Origin of the sequence: Chlorobium ferrooxidans DSM 13031 (assembly GCF_000168715.1) — a bacterium.
GTDB classification, from domain to species: Bacteria; Bacteroidota; Chlorobiia; order Chlorobiales; family Chlorobiaceae; genus Chlorobium; species Chlorobium ferrooxidans.
Genome location: NZ_AASE01000006.1, coordinates 65,455 through 80,873 on the forward strand (window position 1 = coordinate 65,455; position 15,419 = coordinate 80,873).

Annotated in this window: 15 protein-coding genes and 1 tRNA gene; 4 read left to right on the forward strand and 12 right to left on the reverse strand. The window is 52.1% G+C overall.

The window, feature by feature from the left end; genetic code table 11:
- The first annotated feature begins 117 nt into the window (after positions 1-117).
- The gene (locus CFERDRAFT_RS04785; protein WP_006366089.1) at positions 118-588 is read left to right on the forward strand and encodes a hypothetical protein; all 471 of its coding nucleotides are present in this window, start codon (positions 118-120) and stop codon (positions 586-588) included.
- 187 nt (positions 589-775) lie between these two features.
- Here CFERDRAFT_RS04785 and CFERDRAFT_RS04790 read toward each other — a convergent pair whose 3' ends face one another.
- The 5 genes from CFERDRAFT_RS04790 to CFERDRAFT_RS04815 form a co-directional block, all read right to left on the reverse strand.
- On the reverse strand, positions 776-973 hold the full coding sequence (locus CFERDRAFT_RS04790) for a hypothetical protein (RefSeq protein ID WP_006366090.1): 198 nt from the start codon (positions 971-973) through the stop codon (positions 776-778).
- A 197-nt stretch (positions 974-1,170) separates the two neighbouring features.
- Positions 1,171-1,986: an SDR family oxidoreductase gene (locus CFERDRAFT_RS04795; RefSeq protein ID WP_006366091.1), complete on the reverse strand. Its 816-nt coding sequence runs from the start codon at positions 1,984-1,986 to the stop codon at positions 1,171-1,173.
- Between the two features lie 444 nt (positions 1,987-2,430).
- On the reverse strand, positions 2,431-2,652 hold the full coding sequence (locus CFERDRAFT_RS04805; protein WP_006366093.1) for a cysteine-rich CWC family protein: 222 nt from the start codon (positions 2,650-2,652) through the stop codon (positions 2,431-2,433).
- A gap of 44 nt (positions 2,653-2,696) precedes the next feature.
- Positions 2,697-4,148 (reverse strand): glycerol kinase GlpK, encoded by a 1,452-nt coding sequence (gene glpK, locus CFERDRAFT_RS04810; RefSeq protein ID WP_006366095.1) that lies wholly within the window; start codon positions 4,146-4,148, stop codon positions 2,697-2,699.
- A gap of 44 nt (positions 4,149-4,192) precedes the next feature.
- A complete protein-coding gene (locus tag CFERDRAFT_RS04815; protein ID WP_006366097.1) occupies positions 4,193-4,657 on the reverse strand; it encodes a DUF2141 domain-containing protein in 465 nt (154 codons plus the stop codon).
- 177 nt (positions 4,658-4,834) lie between these two features.
- Here CFERDRAFT_RS04815 and CFERDRAFT_RS04820 point away from each other — a divergent pair, with 177 nt between their 5' ends.
- Complete coding sequence (locus CFERDRAFT_RS04820; RefSeq protein ID WP_006366098.1) at positions 4,835-5,632, forward strand: class I SAM-dependent methyltransferase; 798 nt, start codon at positions 4,835-4,837, stop codon at positions 5,630-5,632.
- A gap of 22 nt (positions 5,633-5,654) precedes the next feature.
- Here CFERDRAFT_RS04820 and CFERDRAFT_RS04825 read toward each other — a convergent pair whose 3' ends face one another.
- The 7 genes from CFERDRAFT_RS04825 to CFERDRAFT_RS04855 all read right to left on the reverse strand — a co-directional run bounded on the left by CFERDRAFT_RS04825 (position 5,655) and on the right by CFERDRAFT_RS04855 (position 11,952).
- Positions 5,655-6,377, reverse strand: a complete 723-nt coding sequence (locus CFERDRAFT_RS04825; RefSeq protein ID WP_006366099.1) for a hypothetical protein — start codon at positions 6,375-6,377, stop codon at positions 5,655-5,657.
- Between the two features lie 180 nt (positions 6,378-6,557).
- On the reverse strand, positions 6,558-7,295 hold the full coding sequence (locus CFERDRAFT_RS04830; protein WP_006366100.1) for a TIGR03915 family putative DNA repair protein: 738 nt from the start codon (positions 7,293-7,295) through the stop codon (positions 6,558-6,560).
- Positions 7,296-7,449: 154 nt separating this feature from the next.
- Positions 7,450-8,706 (reverse strand): putative DNA modification/repair radical SAM protein, encoded by a 1,257-nt coding sequence (locus tag CFERDRAFT_RS04835; RefSeq protein ID WP_006366101.1) that lies wholly within the window; start codon positions 8,704-8,706, stop codon positions 7,450-7,452.
- A 37-nt stretch (positions 8,707-8,743) separates the two neighbouring features.
- Positions 8,744-10,222: a phytoene desaturase family protein gene (locus CFERDRAFT_RS04840; protein WP_006366102.1), complete on the reverse strand. Its 1,479-nt coding sequence runs from the start codon at positions 10,220-10,222 to the stop codon at positions 8,744-8,746.
- An 86-nt stretch (positions 10,223-10,308) separates the two neighbouring features.
- Positions 10,309-10,782 (reverse strand): GyrI-like domain-containing protein, encoded by a 474-nt coding sequence (locus CFERDRAFT_RS04845; RefSeq protein ID WP_006366103.1) that lies wholly within the window; start codon positions 10,780-10,782, stop codon positions 10,309-10,311.
- Between the two features lie 65 nt (positions 10,783-10,847).
- A tRNA-Pro gene (locus CFERDRAFT_RS04850) sits at positions 10,848-10,921 on the reverse strand.
- 356 nt (positions 10,922-11,277) lie between these two features.
- Positions 11,278-11,952, reverse strand: coding sequence for a DedA family protein (locus tag CFERDRAFT_RS04855; protein ID WP_006366104.1), 675 nt, complete (start codon positions 11,950-11,952; stop codon positions 11,278-11,280).
- A gap of 173 nt (positions 11,953-12,125) precedes the next feature.
- Between CFERDRAFT_RS04855 and CFERDRAFT_RS04860 the strand changes: the two genes are divergently transcribed.
- Complete coding sequence (locus tag CFERDRAFT_RS04860; RefSeq protein WP_006366105.1) at positions 12,126-13,028, forward strand: alpha/beta fold hydrolase; 903 nt, start codon at positions 12,126-12,128, stop codon at positions 13,026-13,028.
- A gap of 71 nt (positions 13,029-13,099) precedes the next feature.
- Positions 13,100-15,409, forward strand: coding sequence for a penicillin-binding protein 1A (locus CFERDRAFT_RS04865; RefSeq protein ID WP_006366106.1), 2,310 nt, complete (start codon positions 13,100-13,102; stop codon positions 15,407-15,409).
- Positions 15,410-15,419: the final 10 nt, after the last annotated feature.

Below are 15,419 nucleotides of genomic sequence, written 5' to 3' on the forward strand. Positions count from 1 at the left end.
GAGAGGGTAAAAATCTGTGTATTAAATAATTATATAAAGATCGCGAGTTAAAACCAATTCCATAAAGAGAGAAAACTCTGACGGCCGGTAAAAGGTTCGCTCAATCCCTGACAAGCCATGAATGTTCAATACATCCTTCTTGACGACAGCAATCCGCAACACCGTGAACTTTCCATCTACCGGACCGGTACCATAAACCGGGTCCGCCTTGAGGATACATCCTACAAAGCCTACAGTTCATTGGAGATCGGAGCACACGACTATGCGGCTTTTTTTCACTACACTGCTGCCGAAGCGCTGAACGCTCTTCCCTTCTTTTCGGAAAGCGGAAACGGGCTTGACAGTTGGGATGAATCCTTTCTGCACAACAGCAGCCTGAACGAAATGAAGCGGATAATCGGGGAGTGCAGAGCAGAAATCAACCCCGAAAAAAATGAAACGATCCTGCTCGGATGGCAGGATCAGCCCATAGGGGTAGCCTATATGCGGAATATTGACGCCGCGAAATTTATTGCCTTTCTCGACACCCTCATACAGTTTGTCGAAGAGACAGAAGCCGAAGGGCGCGATCTTGAATTCATCCTGTGAATTCAGGGACTTAAAGGACTACAGGGACAACACGGACAACATCTCAAAATTATAGCTCCTGATCAGCCAAGCAATCGGTCATAATCAGCATGACTCCCGATCCAAAACCATTGAACACCTTCAGGAACCGGAATACCTAACGCTCTGAATTGCTTGCCGATGCGAACACTTCGATAGAGACCGTTTTTTACTTTCTTGAAATACCCGCATTGTACTCAGCCAGGGCTTCGGCAGCAAAAGCGTCAAGCTTTCCCGCCTGAGCATCCTGTTCAATCTGGCGATCCCATTCGTTGGCATCCCATTCGAGGAACCACTCGCGAAACTCCTGCCGTTCAGTGGGCGTAAGTTGTTTGATTTGCTTTTCCAGATATTGGATTGATGTCATGAGAACACCTGCCTTTACTCTCTCTTATGTATCACAAAGGATATTGATGGTTTTGAGTTCTTTTTTCCCTGGGCAACAAGAAATAAGAACGACGGCACCTGAACGGTGCATCAAACCATCACAGCAAGTAAAATAAGCAATAACAGAATTTTTTTCCGCAATTTTTCACTGCACGTTCACAATCTGCATTGTGCTGTTTATACCGGCAGATCCGGATGCATAAAGGTGTATTGCAGTGCATTCACCAGCTTGTCACTGTTGACCAGCTTGAATGGGGCCGGTTCATCAGAAGCCCCGACTGGAGGCAGTGTAATTCCCGAAACAGCCGCCGCTTTGCTGTAGTACTCCTTTCTTGAAGGATGAACCGGAGAGCAGGCGTTGAACACCTCTCCCCACTGCTGCAGACGGATGATCTCCGAGATGATCTTCACGCAATCGTCCTGATGAATGAGGTTCATCGGCTGATCGGGATTCGAAATCTCTTTCATGCCGCCAAGATACTTTTCCGGACTGCGGTCGTAGCCGACAAGACCGCCAAAACGAACAACCGTGGTCTGAAACCCCCTCTCCTGCATCAGCATCTCCTCAACAAGAAGCAAAGCCTCTCCGGCAAGGCTCTCCGGAGTTCCGGCATCCTCTTCGGTAACCTCCCGGTTGAGCGAAGCATAGACGGAGGTGGAACTGACAAAGAGCACCGAGCGAACCTGCGACTGGCCGAGCGCGTCTATCAGTGAGGAAAACTGCGCGATATGATACTCAATAATATCATCACGACGCTCGGGCGGAATGTTGATGACGAGAATATCACTCTGCAGAAAATCGGCAATCTCCTCACCATTCACCTCCCGGTCAACCTCCACGAGATAGGGTTCGATGCCTGCATCGCGAAGCTGTTCAAGGTTCTCCTCTCTTCTGGTTGACCCCTTGACGGCGTAGCCCTCCTTGATAAGCGCTTTGGCAAGCGGCAGCCCGAGCCAGCCGCACCCGAGTATGGTAATGGTTTCCTTTTGCATGGCACTGTTTTGCGGTTACTGTTTCAATGACCTAATGTACAGGATCAGGGAGTGCATAGCAACTGAATTCACATCAAGTTTTGTGCCCTGCAGCGGGCCGGCAATACAGGTGTTGATCTGCCCGGAAAGATTGGGGTGTTTCCAGCCCTTTTCGAGCCCCGACCCTTTCGGATGGCAGGAGTACAGCTTTTACCGGAAGTTGCACCCGCAAGCGTAACGGAATTGAACAACTCCCTTCCTTTTTCAACAGAAGGCCTTTCGGCGGCAAGAACTCCACAGGAAAACGCGGAAACACTCAACATGCCGGCCAGTGCAGATGCTATAACACGCTTCATCACTCTCCTCCCTGGGTTAAAACTCCATTGCATTATTATAAACTGAAACCTCACGCTACACCAAGCAGAAAAAGGTGCTGAAAGTTTGCATGAATGCACAAAAAGTGCACTAAAGCTTTTCACCCGCATTCGCTTTCTCTGTCAGCCGGTCAAGACAGTTGCTGCAGACGCATCTCTCGTATCGTTCAGCAAGATACTCCCGCACTTCAGCCGGAACCTTCCTTGTACTGCACCAGCAGGTGGAGGCTCGTGCACAGGTAAAAGCGTTACCGCACATCGGGCAGGTTACCACTTCCGGGGTGCCGCTCTCATGTTCGATTGCATGGGACATGTCTGGTAGACGTTAAAGTTTAAATCGCCAATATTCCTGAACCTCTACAGCGTCAGAGTCTGACGCACTGCTCTCTGCCACCCGCTGAGAAGCTGACATCTCTCTTGAGGTGCCATATCCGGCACATAGGTACGTGCAGCCTGATGCAGCTTCACCAGCTCATCGCCTGAACGCCACACTCCGCTCTGCAAGCCTGCCAGGTATGCCGCCCCGAGTGAAGTTGATTCAGCATTTGCCGGAACAAGAATCGGCACATCGAGAAGATCTGCCTGAAACTGCATCAGAAAGCCATTGCTCACCGCCCCGCCATCAACCATCAACGCCTCCGGAGAAAACCCGCTATCGGCTACCATGGCCCTGAACACATCATATGATTGATAGGCAATCGATTCAAGAGCCGCACGGACAATATGGTTCCTGTTGGAGCCTCTTGTCAGCCCCGCAATTGTTCCCCGCGCCTCCATCTGCCAGTGCGGTGCGCCAAGACCGACAAATGCAGGGACAATATAGACTCCGCCATTATCCCCGGCATCCCTTGCCATGGCTTCGGACTCCCCGGCATCCCGAAGCAGTTGCAACTCATCCCGCAGCCACTGAATCACTGCACCGCCAATAAAAACCGATCCTTCGAGAGCATAACAGGGCTTTCCATCAGCTCCAAGCACGAGGGTTGTCAAAAGACCGTGCTCTGACCTGATAAAGGTATCACCCGTGTTCATAACCATAAAACAGCCGGTACCATAGGTGTTTTTAATGGAACCGGGCTGAAAGCAGCACTGACCGAAAAGGGCTGCCTGCTGGTCACCGGCTACTGCGGCAATCGCAATATCATTGAGTTCCTCAAGGGCGGTCACCCTGCCGAAATCATCCATGGAGTTCTTTACCTCCGGCAGAAGTGAGTGAGGAATACCAAACAGATCAAGCAGCTCCGTGTCCCACTGCTTTTTCCGAATATTGTAAAGCAGTGTTCGGGAGGCATTGGTGAAATCAGTTGCATGCACCCTGCCGCCGGTAAGCTTCCAGAGCAGCCATGTATCGACGGTTCCGAAAAGCAGAGTGTCAAGGTCGGAATGCGGGCAGTGATCAAGAATCCAGCGAATTTTGGTTGCACTGAAATAGGCATCAAGCGGCAAGCCGGTTTTGGCGGTAATCATCTCCCGCTCAGCCTCATAATTCCGGCACAGCTCGCTTGTCCTGCGGCACTGCCAGACAATGGCGTTATAGACCGGCCGGCCGGTTACCCTGTCCCATACAATGGTAGTTTCACGCTGATTGGTTATACCGATGGCCGTAACGGGAACATCACTACCGGCTTTCAGCTCCCGCACACCGCTGACCACACTCTGCCAGATCTCCTCCGGATCATGCTCCACCCACCCTTCATGGGGGTAGATCTGACTGAACTCCCGATAGGCTCTGGCAACCGGCTCACCTTCATGATTATAGAGAATACAGGTGGTTCCTGTGGTTCCCTGGTCAATTGCAAGAATGGCCATACTCTTCTTCTAATATCAAGTTGCCAGTTTAGGAGCAACTCTGTTTACAAATATTTCAGGTCAATGTTGAGTACAACCTCCCGGCTGTCGAGCGTAAACTTCGCATCGTTAAAGGAGGGCGGGCCGAAACGGCTTTTCGGATTATTCGAGCACCCGACACCCTCTTTGGGTATGCTGATAAGAAAGACCGAATCCACTTTGCCGTTACTGTTTTCATCGTGAAAAACGCTGAGGGCATAGCTTCCATAAGGAACGTTCTCGAAAACCACTTCACCATTCGGGTCGTTTGCCTGCAGGCTCTTTTTGGCAAACGCTTTGGCTGATTTCACAGGAAACCCCTCTTTTTTATTGAAGAGCGAGACAATCAGCTCGCCTTTGGTGTTGCGGATTTTGCTGAAGCGTGCTTTAATGGAACCGGCAGGCAGAGCAGCATCAACCGCACTCTCCCCGGCAAATGCCGACATGGAAAAGGTTGTCAAAAAGAAAAAGAGCATGAAATATTTTGTCATCGGGCTGCTTTATATGGTTGCTGAAATAATGGGTCTGCCTTCGGTAGCATCTTCCTGATAAAATACCGATTCATCACCAATACTCATCGTACTCTACGAAAAACCGTTTTCTTCCAATAATTTTTCAGGATCATTTATTTACCTTGAAAAGGGACTTCTCAAGGCAACAAACTATCGATGGCCAACTTTTCCGACATTGCATTCAAATACCGCCAGACATCCCTTGTACAGGCCTCGGCAGGCGGGCGATTGATGGAGCTGCTCGAAATTCCCGGCAATGCCGATATCCTCGATGTCGGCTGCGGCACCGGCAATCTGACTGCGGAACTCTCAAAACAAACCACGGGAACCGTAACCGGAATCGACCCCTCCGAAGGGATGATCCGCGAAGCCTCAAAGGTATATGCTGACCCAAGGATCAGCTTTAAGGTGATGAGCGCTACTGAGATCAACTTCCGAAAGGAGTTTGATCTCATCTTCTGCAACTCGGTATTTCAGTGGTTCAGAACGCCCGACCTTTTCCTCGAAAATGCGTTTTCAGCTTTGCGCCCGAATGGCAGAATCGGCATACAGGCTCCTGCAAAGAAAAACTACTGTCCGCTCTTCCTCAAGGCAATCGGTGAGTGCTGTACAAACCCTGAAATCGCAAAAGTGTTTTCAGCATTCCGCCCACCCTGGTTCATGCTTGAATCAGGAGAGGAGTACTCGGCCCTTTTCCGTAAAGCAGGTTTCAGGGTAACACAGTGCTCCCTTGAAGAGAGCCGCAACCGCTATACGCCCGAAAAGGTCTTTGATGTCTTCAGCTCCGGCGCAAAGGCAAGCTACCTCAACCCTGCATACTATAACACTCCGCTGCCTGAATGGTTTAAAGATGCCTTTCTGAATGGTCTCAGGGACTCCTTTGAGCGGCAGGTTGAGCCTGACGGTCTGATCGACCTGCTTTTTTACCGGATATTTCTCATCGCCGAAAAATAAAACCGGCGCTCACGCCAAAGTCTCACCGCTCCCTGCCGTTCACCCTGTAATCATGAATATCGAGGTGAATGAGTACCGGTCCGCCGAGAGGCATCCCGTTCGGCCCCGTCGGGGTTACCCGTCTGACTGAAGGATAGAGAATACCTGCACTGTTTTTTGCATGATGGAGCACAACATTGGATGCAGCGGCAAGCGGGCTGATGATCTGGGCGGTATAGTCGTGCTGAATCAGAAGGCCTGTCTTGCGATCAAACCTGAAGCGCTGCACCCGGCTGTGGGTGGGAATCTTGTCAGGAAAGCGAGCCTCCAGCAAGCCCGGCTCAACCTCCCGCCAGTTGATATCTTCCCGCATCAGCAGCGCCGGCAGGGTAAAGTAATTCCATGAAGCGTAGTTGGCGAAATAGCTCATATCAAGGTCATCCCAATAAAAGAGCCTCCGACCGACTTTGAAATAGTCCCGCGCTTTTCTCCGCTCTACAATGACCTCTCCATCTTCATTTTCAAGCCGGACATCCGGACCGTCAAGAACACCCGTGATCGCGGGGTCAAGACCAATCGGGATCAAGGTGGAGTAGGGCCGGTGAACGTCAAGCACCATTCTGGCATGATTGAAAAAAGGCCGCCGTTTCAGTATAAAGGCAAGCCCTTTGGCACTAACCTCAACCTCCAGTGTTCCGGCATTCTGCCAGAACTCGCGCCCGCCATAAGCGGCAACTGCCTTTTCAGCTGTGTCGGAAAGGGTCATATGGGAAAGAGTTGGGTTTCTGAAAACTTTTCAGATTGCGGTAACCACCGTGTATTGGAAGGAGAGGTTCGCTGTTCATGACCACGTGGCAAACGGATTACATGAGAAACATGTATCGACATTTTCCGCAAACGATTCATGTAATATAACTGTAGCGCAGTTATTTATTACACAACTCGCTCACTCCCCCTGCTTCTCGGTGAGGTACTTCCAGTACTTCATCGGCATGTTGGATTTCTGGAGGCGGGGGTTCTTGCGGTCGGGGATAGCTATGGTTTTGAAGAAGGCCTGCCACATCGCCTGTATCTTTTTTTCATCATCCGAAAGCGCCGGGGCGGTGAACTGCTCGATGGTACCGAAGCGGAGCGATCCCTGGTTCCAGCTTGCGGCGGTGCGGCGTTTCCGGTCGTAGAGAAACCAGTGTTGTGCCCTGAGTCTGCGGCTGAAGTGGTAGGCAAGGGGCTGAATAATGTTGTGATCAGGCTCCATCTGGGCAAGATAGGCGCCGTCACGGAGCTTCTCAAAACGAAGAAGTCCCTTCATGCGGTGCAGCTCCCTTGCCGCTTTGCGGGAGACCGTAACGATATCGCGCACCGCCGGATGGGTGAGGTAGCCGTTTACCTTGTCGCCATGCATGAAGGCCTGCTCAATGTAGTGCAGAAGGCTGTTCTCCATCCCCTCCTTTTCGGCAAGCATTAAAAAATAGATTGTATGCGCAGCATCGGGTGCCCTCTCTTTTAAACGGGAGAAGAGATCTTCTGCCCGCACCGTATCGGTAGCAATAAACAACCCCTCTTCAAACAGGGTATCCTCACGCGCCGAGAGCGTAACCTCTTCAGGCTTCGGCTCCTCTTCAAGAATCGAGGCAATGGCGGAGAGGAGTCCGTCGGAGGTGCCGTCACAGATATATCGTTTCATAGAAACCTCTCTTTATTTATTCCGCGACTCGATTGCTTCGTTAGTCGGTGCTCGAAATCCTCATGTACCAGGTGTACATTCCGGTTTCTGCGCTCCGTCCGCCTCGCACTCAAACCGCTCACGACAATAAATAGAGGTTTCATCATTTCATTAATTAAACATAGAGACCCGGAAGTACCAGTTGACGGGGAGACATGAGGTCACTGCCCTCTCCAAGCAGCAACTGCTGGCGGATAAGTGCCGGTTGACGATCGGTTTTTTCAAACGGCCTGCCGGAACAGGTTATGAAATATTTGGCCCGCTTCATCACCACCCCGATCTTTTTCATCCCTTCTGGGGTAATAAGCGAAAAGCGACGGGCGGCAACAATCCGTTTGGCCGAGGTAACCCCTATGCCCGGAACACGAAGCAGGGTGGCGTAGTCGGCACGATTGATCTCAACCGGAAAAAACTCCGGATGGCGCAATGCCCATGCAGTTTTGGGATCGAACGATTCATCAAGATGGGGTGCATCGTCCGAGAGGATCTCTTCAGCCGAGAAGCCGTAGAAGCGCAGAAGCCAGTCAGCCTGATAGAGCCGGTGCTCCCGAAGCAGGGGCGGCGCAGCAAGCACGGGGAGCCGGTTGTCATCACTGACCGGCACATAGGCCGAGTAGTAGACCCGCTTGAGGTTCATTTTTTTGTAGAGCCCCTGTGAGAGGCGCAGAATCTGGAAATCGGTTTCAGGGCTCGCCCCGATAATCATCTGGGTACTCTGTCCCGCAGGCGCGAATCGGGGAGCACTCCGGATTTTTTTACGCTCGACCAGGCTCTCCTGAATCTCCCTCCCGATGAGCGCCATGGGCTCCAGTATGGCGGCCTTCTCTTTCTGTGGTGCAAGCCGCTGCAGGGAAGCCTGTGAGGGAAGCTCGATGTTCACGCTGATCCGGTCGGCATAGAGCCCCGCTCTGCGCACCAGTTCGCTGCTGCATCCGGGAATAATTTTCATGTGGATATAACCGCCGAACCGCTCTTCGATGCGCAGGGTTTCGGCAACCCTGACCATGCGCTCCATCGTCTGGTCGGGACTCTGCATCACCGCAGAGCTTAAAAAAAGCCCTTCAATATAGTTGCGCCGGTAGAACTCAAGCGTCAGATCAACCACATCCCTTGCCGTGAAGGAGGCTCGCGGAACCTGATTGGAAACGCGGTTCACGCAGTAAGCACAGTCGTAGCGGCAATCGTTGGAGAGTAGCAGCTTCAGGAGCGATATGCAGCGGCCGTCATCCGACCAGGAGTGGCATATGCCGCTCTGGGAGGTATTTCCGGTACCTCCCGGAGGCGCTCCCTCGCGTCTGCTCCCGCTGGAAGCACACGAAGCATCATAACGCGCCGCGCCTGAAAGAATCTGTAGTTTCGCAAGGGTGTCCATGGAAGGAAATATAGTCCTTTATCTCCCCTCTTCAACCTCACATCCTGATTTTAGCCGCCTGCCTGGAAACAAGTTCCACGGCTCTTCGGGCACCGGTCACCACACCGGGCAGCGACTGGCCCGGAAAGATGGAATCACCGACAAGTAAGAGGTTATCAAACCGTGTGCGGGGCCCGCGCACCCGGAAAAGCGAGATCTGGGGATATCCGCCGACACACCCCATTACCCTTCCGGTATAGCGCTCCCAGCTGACCGGTGTTGCCGCACTCATACTCCGGACCGCTTCACGGGCAGCAGGAAACTGTTCCGAAAAGAGATCAAGCACGCGCCGGGTATAGAGACTCTTCAGCTCCATGTAAGCCTCTCCTCCCCTTTTTTTGGCCTCAAACCACTGCTCCGGCCGGGTATGAGTGGAGACGGTTACCGCACAGAGCCCTTCGGGTGCCCGGCCGGGATCATCCGGCGGCGAGGCTGAAACAAAAATGGAGTTGCCTTCAGCAAGCTCTTCTCCCTCTCCGATGATCTGGATATGATTGGTCGGCAGCGTAGTGAAAAGCTCAGGCTCCATGCCGAGATAGAGCACAAATGCACTCCACTCGCGGCTTTCGCTGTTGAGCACCGGCAGATCAATCGCCTCTTCTGAAAGCTTCGAAAGAGATGCCGGAGTGAGGTTTACCAGCACAACATCTGCTGCAAGGGCACTCCCGTCCGAAGTTTCAAGACCGAACACCTGCCTGCGTACCGAGTCGATCCGATCAACCTTTTTTCCATAGAGCACCGCACCGCCGTTCTTCACAATAGAGGCGGCAAGAAGTTCGGCAACCGTGCCGATACCTCCTTTGAGAGCATAGGTGCCGGAAACCGGCAGGTCAAGCGCTATGGCGGCGTTAATGGCATTGGCATGCCTTGATGTGGTCTGCACGGAGATCAGAAGCTGGGAGTCAATGAATCGGACGAAATCAGGATCGGTGTCGAGGCTGTGCGATTTAAGCCAGTCGAAAGCCGTACGTGAAGCATATTTCAGAAGATGCAGTGTCCCCGGAAGTCCCCCGACAGCTTTGGAGGCAAGACGCGCAAAATCACGGGGAGCTTTCGGAGGCCAGGAGAGCCCCCCTTTTGCGAGAGTCCAGAGGAGTTTTGAAAGCCCGGCCTGTTCAGCCCAGAAGGCTGCGGAGCGGGGAAAGCGCTCCATTATTTCACGCCGGTCCCGGGTCAGATCAAGGTGAAGCGCCTTATGGCGGTACTGCCAGGCAACCGGTTCCTGAGATGCCGGCCAGACAATTCCAAGCTCTCGACCGAGCAACTCCATCGGTCCGCCCGGATGAAAGCCGCAGCCTATCGTCGCACCGGCATCGAAGCGGTAGCCGTTGCGTGAGAACGTAGCAGCGCACCCGCCGGGATACTCCTGTGCTTCAAGAACAGTCACAAGAGCGCCTTTGTCAGCAAGCAGGGCTCCCGCGGCAAGACCGCCGATTCCGGCTCCTATCACAACAACATTCAGATCCTTCAGTTCCATAGCTCTCCCTTCGGTTTATCACTCCTGTCGTAAAGGATAAACCGGGGAACGCCTTATGAAGTTCTAACCTTTATGTATTGCCCGAACTACTCCGCCAGCAGCAGCGATATCTCTGTCTTCAGCAGCTCCTCGGGAGTCACGGATGGATCGTTGAGATAGACCTCACAGGCTCTGCCGGTGGGAGTAAGCATATTGTCGGTACACCATTTCATAAGCGAGTCATAGGCCGGTTCAACCTCGTTATAGGGGCCGATATAGAGCGTCGTGACCGCTTTGCCGGAAGGGGTGGATGAAGCGATAATGCGGCCTGATCCCTCAAGTGGTGCTTCAACGGGAAATCCGAACTCCACCTCGAGATCATCCATATCCATATTGAAGTAAAGTGCGAAGGGAGGGCCTGCCGGATGCGTGCCTCGCTCTTTGAGGAATCGGGCAATTTCACCATATCCCTCCTGGAAAAGGGGGGTAATGCCGCTCACTTTTGTTCGGGTTCTGATGGTCAGTGCCGGGCGGGAAACGAGATCTTTGATCTCAGGAGAAAACGAGCATTCGAAATCCATAATCATCTCCGGTTATTCGCTGAAAAGAAAAAAGGAGAAATCAAAAATGAATTCGGGTAAGAGAGTCGGCGTAGCGGGATTCGAACCCACGACCCCTTCCACCCCAAGGAAGTGCGCTACCAGGCTGCGCTATACGCCGAAACGAAAGATGAGGCAGTAATTATAAAAAAATCTGACGATTAATATAATCTTTTTTTCAGGTTTCTGGCCCTGTTACAAGAGCTGCAGAAGCGCCCGGCAGCACAGGTTCCGGATTTTGTCCACATTCCTGTAGATAAAGAAGAGAAAACCCGAAGTCTGGGCTGTCAGTCAGGAGACATCCCCATCGACAAGAAGAAAAGATATAACTATAATAACCGTATAGATTTAACGACTCAGAGCCTCACCGGAACAGCGCTCCTGACCGTCGTACTCCATGAGACACCGGGTAACCCGCCCACAAGTTATCAACATTCCGTTAACATCCGGAAGCCGCTCTTTATTATCGGGCACCCATTAATCGCGGCTCTTCCGTCTGGCAAACCGGTGCTTCAGATATTCAATAACCGGCGGCAGAACAGAGATGGCAATAATGGCAAGAATCAGGAGCTTGAAGTTCTCCTGAACAAAGGGAAGCTGTCCGAAATAATAGCCGCTGTAACTGAAAAGAGCAACCCAGAGCAGTGCACCGGTAATATTAAAAAGGATGAACCGGCTGTAGGTCATGGTGCCGATGCCGGCAACGAAAGGAGCAAACGTTCTGATAATGGGAATAAAACGGGCGATGATAATCGTCTTGCCCCCGTACCGGTCAAAAAAGTCATTGGTACGGATAAGATGTTCGGGGTTGAAAAAACGGGACCTCTTATAGTTGAACACTTTCGGCCCGAGTTTGTGGCCGATAGCGTAATTCAGCGTATCGCCGAGCACCGCAGCAACAAAAAAGACCAGAAAAAGCAGATGAGGATCAAGCGATGAGCCGGGAATTGCCGCAAGGGAACCGGCAGCAAAGAGCAGCGAGTCACCCGGAAGAAAAGGGGTAACAACCAGTCCTGTTTCACAGAAAATAATGACAAAAAGAATGGCATAGAGCCAGATGCCGTATTGAGCGGCAAGAAGCTTGAGATGCAGATCGATATGCAGGATAAAATCGATAAGAAAAGCAACCGAGCCGCCGAGGGAGTTATCCATATAGATGATGATCTTTGATAAAACAGAGCCCGGGTTTCAGGCGGTGTAATGTACTCATTGAGCCTGAAAGTAGCAACCGGGCCGCATACCGCCATCGAGAGTGAAGAGTGAAGAAAAGGTATTATTGTTATTATATTAGGGTTTGTTTCGATTAAAAAGCACAATGCGATCCCATGAGTTATTTAGCGTCTGAACGCTGCCGCCTTTACTATGAAGACACAGCAGAGTCCGATCCATCAAAACTGACCTATCCTGCCGTGATTTTTGTAAACGGGTGGGCAATCTCCTCCCGCTACTGGAAGCCGCTGGTTGAGCAACTCTCGCCATACTACCGCTGCATTACCTATGACCAGAGCGGTACAGGCAAAACCGTCATCAAAGGCTATCAACCAACCTTTACCATCGAGGGTTTTACCGATGAGGCTGCCGGACTCATTGAGCATCTCGGGCTGGATAAATCAAGAAACCTCCATATTGTAGGCCACTCAATGGGGGGGATGGTCGCAACAGAACTCTGTATCCGATTCCGTGATGCACTGCTTTCAGCCACTATTATCGCATGCGGTATTTTCGAAGAGACCGCATTCACCTCTCTCGGACTCTTTTTTCTTGGCGGGCTCATCGATTTCTCCATGAATTTCCGCAACATCTTCCTTGTTGACCCGCTCAGAAGCCTCTTTATCAAACGGGCGGCAACCAAAGAGATAAGCGAGGAGTACCAGAACATCATTATTGAGGATTTCACACAGTCCGACAAGGAGGCGACCAATGCTGTCGGAAAGTTCTCCATCGACCCCGAAGCACTCAGAGCCTATACCCGCCATGTCCTTGAGATCGCCTCACCGGTACTCTGCTGTGTCGGCATGGCCGATCACACCATTCCTCCGGAAGGGACCCTGACGCTCTATGAAAAGCGCAAGGTAGAGTCAGCAGCACCAACCCGACTGACAAAATTCAGTGAACTCGGTCATCTCCTGATGCTCGAAGAGACCGTTGAATTTGCCACCGAGCTCAAAAAGCATTTTGAATTTGCAGAACAATTTTATAAAAAGAGTCCGCAGGAGATGGTTGACTGAAAAAAACATACTATCCTGCACTGATTGGTATATCAAGAGCACATGATAAACTTTAACGATTAATTGATACTGTGAGTAAACTATTTTCCAAACTCCTTTTTTTCCTCTTTGCCTCCATCATTGCCATCACCGTGACAACGTCGGAAGTGTCGGCAGCTGGCAAATTTCTCGGCCTGCCAAGCCTTGAAGAGCTTGAAAACCCCAACCCGGAACTGGCCTCTCTTGTCTATTCAGAGGATGGCGTGCTGCTGCACAAATTCTTCCTTAAAAACCGCACCTTCATCCCGCTGAAATCGATACCGCGTTCTGCACGCTATGCCCTTATTGCCACTGAAGATGTGGAGTTCTACAACCACTGGGGCGTCGATCTGAGGCGACTGGCTCTGGTGATGGGTGAAAACATCATCAAGGGGAGAACCCGCTGGCACGGAGCAAGTACCATTACCCAGCAGCTTGCCAAAAACCTCTATCTGACCCAGGAGCGCACCGTCAGCCGAAAGGTGAAGGAGCTGATTACCGCCATCGAACTGGAAAAAACCTATACAAAAGACGAAATTCTTGCGCTCTACCTCAATACGGTCTATTTCGGCTCGGGAGCTTACGGCATCGAGGCGGCGGCCCATACCTATTTCGGCAAACCGGCCTGGCAGCTCACTCTGCCGGAAAGCGCATCACTTATTGCTACCCTGAAAAACCCTACCGCCTATAATCCGGCAAAGGATCCGGTCAGCGCTGTCGGAAGAAGAAATCTCATTCTCTCCCTGATGGAGAAAGAGAAATTCATCACACCCCAGCAGGCTTCCGTTGCCAGAAGGACCCCGCTTGTACTGCACTATACACCGGTAAGTCATTCAGGTCTTGCGCCATACTTTACCGAGTATATCCGTCAGACCATCAAACCGGCCTCGATGCTCGGAAACATCGACCTCTATCGCGACGGGCTCTCCATCCAGACCACCCTCGACAGCCGTATGCAGAACTATGCCCAGCTGGCGGCTGCAGAACACCTTGCTGATCTGCAGGCATCATTTGACCGTGCATGGAGATGGCCTGAAGCGCTGAAGAACCAGATGATCATGGAGAGCGAGCGCTTCAAAGGCTACAAGGAGGAGGGACTTACCGACCAGCAGGCAATGGCCAGACTCAAAGCCGACACGGTATGGCTCAACGAACTGCTGAGATCCAAAACAAGAATACAGGTGGCCCTGGTGGCTATCGACCCGACCAACGGCCATGTCAAGGCGTGGGTTGGCGGCAACAAGTTCTCTCCCGATGACTACAAATATCAGTTCGACCATGTCTGGCAGGCAAAACGGCAGCCCGGTTCAACCTTCAAGCCTTTTGTCTATACCGCCGCTATCGACAAGGGGCTGCCCTCAAACTTCCTGGTGCTCGACCAGCCGCTTGCGCTCAACAGCGGTAACGGCATCTGGTCGCCAAGAAACTCCGACGGCTCATCAGGCGGCATGACCTCGCTCAGAAGTGCATTGAGCCGATCACTGAACCAGGTAACCGTCAGACTTGCCTATGAGCATCTGACAACCGCCGAAATCATAAGCTATGCAAGAAGGATGGGCATCACCTCACCAATGCCCTCAAACCTCTCCATCGCACTCGGTACTGCCGAGGTCACTCCGCTTGAACTTGCAGGCGCATTCTCGACCTTTGCCAATAACGGTATCTGGAACGAACCGGTTTCAATCCTGAAGGTTGAGGACAAGCATCGCCGGCTCATATCGGAATACGCCCCGAATCACCGCTTTGCCATTGACTCGACAACCAACTTCGTCATGGTCTCAATGCTGAAGGATGTCATCAACAAGGGTACCGGTGTTGCGGTACGCGCCCGTTACGGCTTTGAAGCTGAAGCTGCCGGAAAAACCGGTACGACCCAGAGCATGCGGGATGCCTGGTTTGCCGGATTTACACCCCAGCTTGTCGCTGTTGTCTGGACAGGTTTTGACGACGAGCGTATTAAGTTTACCTCCATGGAGTATGGCCAGGGTGCAAGAGCTGCGCTGCCGGTCTGGGCAGGATTTATGAAGCGCTGCTACAGCGACCCGTCACTCAAACTGGAAAACAGGTACTTCCATATTCCTGAAACGGTTATTGCCGTACCGATCTCAAACCAGACCAATACGCCCTCCGAGCTTCTCGGCAGCGATGTCTACATTGAATACTACACACCTAAAGGTTTCAAATACTATCAGTCACATCCTGTTCAGCACTCCAGCCCGCCGGCCGTAGCTCCGGCAGAGAGCGCCGGAGCACAGGAAGGAGCCGGAAATGCGCTGCCACCCCCGGCTCCAAAAAATCCCGGTCCGGTGCAGGCAGTAAACCCGCCCCCGAAATCGAAACCAAAACCGGCGGGAGCCTTCTGATCTCCCCGTT

Bases quoted from the DNA above. Each gene is read 5' to 3' on its own strand.
- CFERDRAFT_RS04785 (WP_006366089.1), top strand. From the start codon at position 118: ATGAATGTTCAATACATCCTTCTTGACGACAGCAATCCGCAACACCGT.
- CFERDRAFT_RS04790 (WP_006366090.1), bottom strand. From the start codon at position 973: ATGACATCAATCCAATATCTGGAAAAGCAAATCAAACAACTTACGCCC.
- CFERDRAFT_RS04795 (WP_006366091.1), bottom strand. From the start codon at position 1,986: ATGCAAAAGGAAACCATTACCATACTCGGGTGCGGCTGGCTCGGGCTG.
- CFERDRAFT_RS04805 (WP_006366093.1), bottom strand. From the start codon at position 2,652: ATGTCCCATGCAATCGAACATGAGAGCGGCACCCCGGAAGTGGTAACC.
- glpK (WP_006366095.1), bottom strand. From the start codon at position 4,148: ATGGCCATTCTTGCAATTGACCAGGGAACCACAGGAACCACCTGTATT.
- CFERDRAFT_RS04815 (WP_006366097.1), bottom strand. From the start codon at position 4,657: ATGACAAAATATTTCATGCTCTTTTTCTTTTTGACAACCTTTTCCATG.
- CFERDRAFT_RS04820 (WP_006366098.1), top strand. From the start codon at position 4,835: ATGGCCAACTTTTCCGACATTGCATTCAAATACCGCCAGACATCCCTT.
- CFERDRAFT_RS04825 (WP_006366099.1), bottom strand. From the start codon at position 6,377: ATGACCCTTTCCGACACAGCTGAAAAGGCAGTTGCCGCTTATGGCGGG.
- CFERDRAFT_RS04830 (WP_006366100.1), bottom strand. From the start codon at position 7,295: ATGAAACGATATATCTGTGACGGCACCTCCGACGGACTCCTCTCCGCC.
- CFERDRAFT_RS04835 (WP_006366101.1), bottom strand. From the start codon at position 8,706: ATGGACACCCTTGCGAAACTACAGATTCTTTCAGGCGCGGCGCGTTAT.
- CFERDRAFT_RS04840 (WP_006366102.1), bottom strand. From the start codon at position 10,222: ATGGAACTGAAGGATCTGAATGTTGTTGTGATAGGAGCCGGAATCGGC.
- CFERDRAFT_RS04845 (WP_006366103.1), bottom strand. From the start codon at position 10,782: ATGGATTTCGAATGCTCGTTTTCTCCTGAGATCAAAGATCTCGTTTCC.
- CFERDRAFT_RS04855 (WP_006366104.1), bottom strand. From the start codon at position 11,952: ATGGATAACTCCCTCGGCGGCTCGGTTGCTTTTCTTATCGATTTTATC.
- CFERDRAFT_RS04860 (WP_006366105.1), top strand. From the start codon at position 12,126: ATGAGTTATTTAGCGTCTGAACGCTGCCGCCTTTACTATGAAGACACA.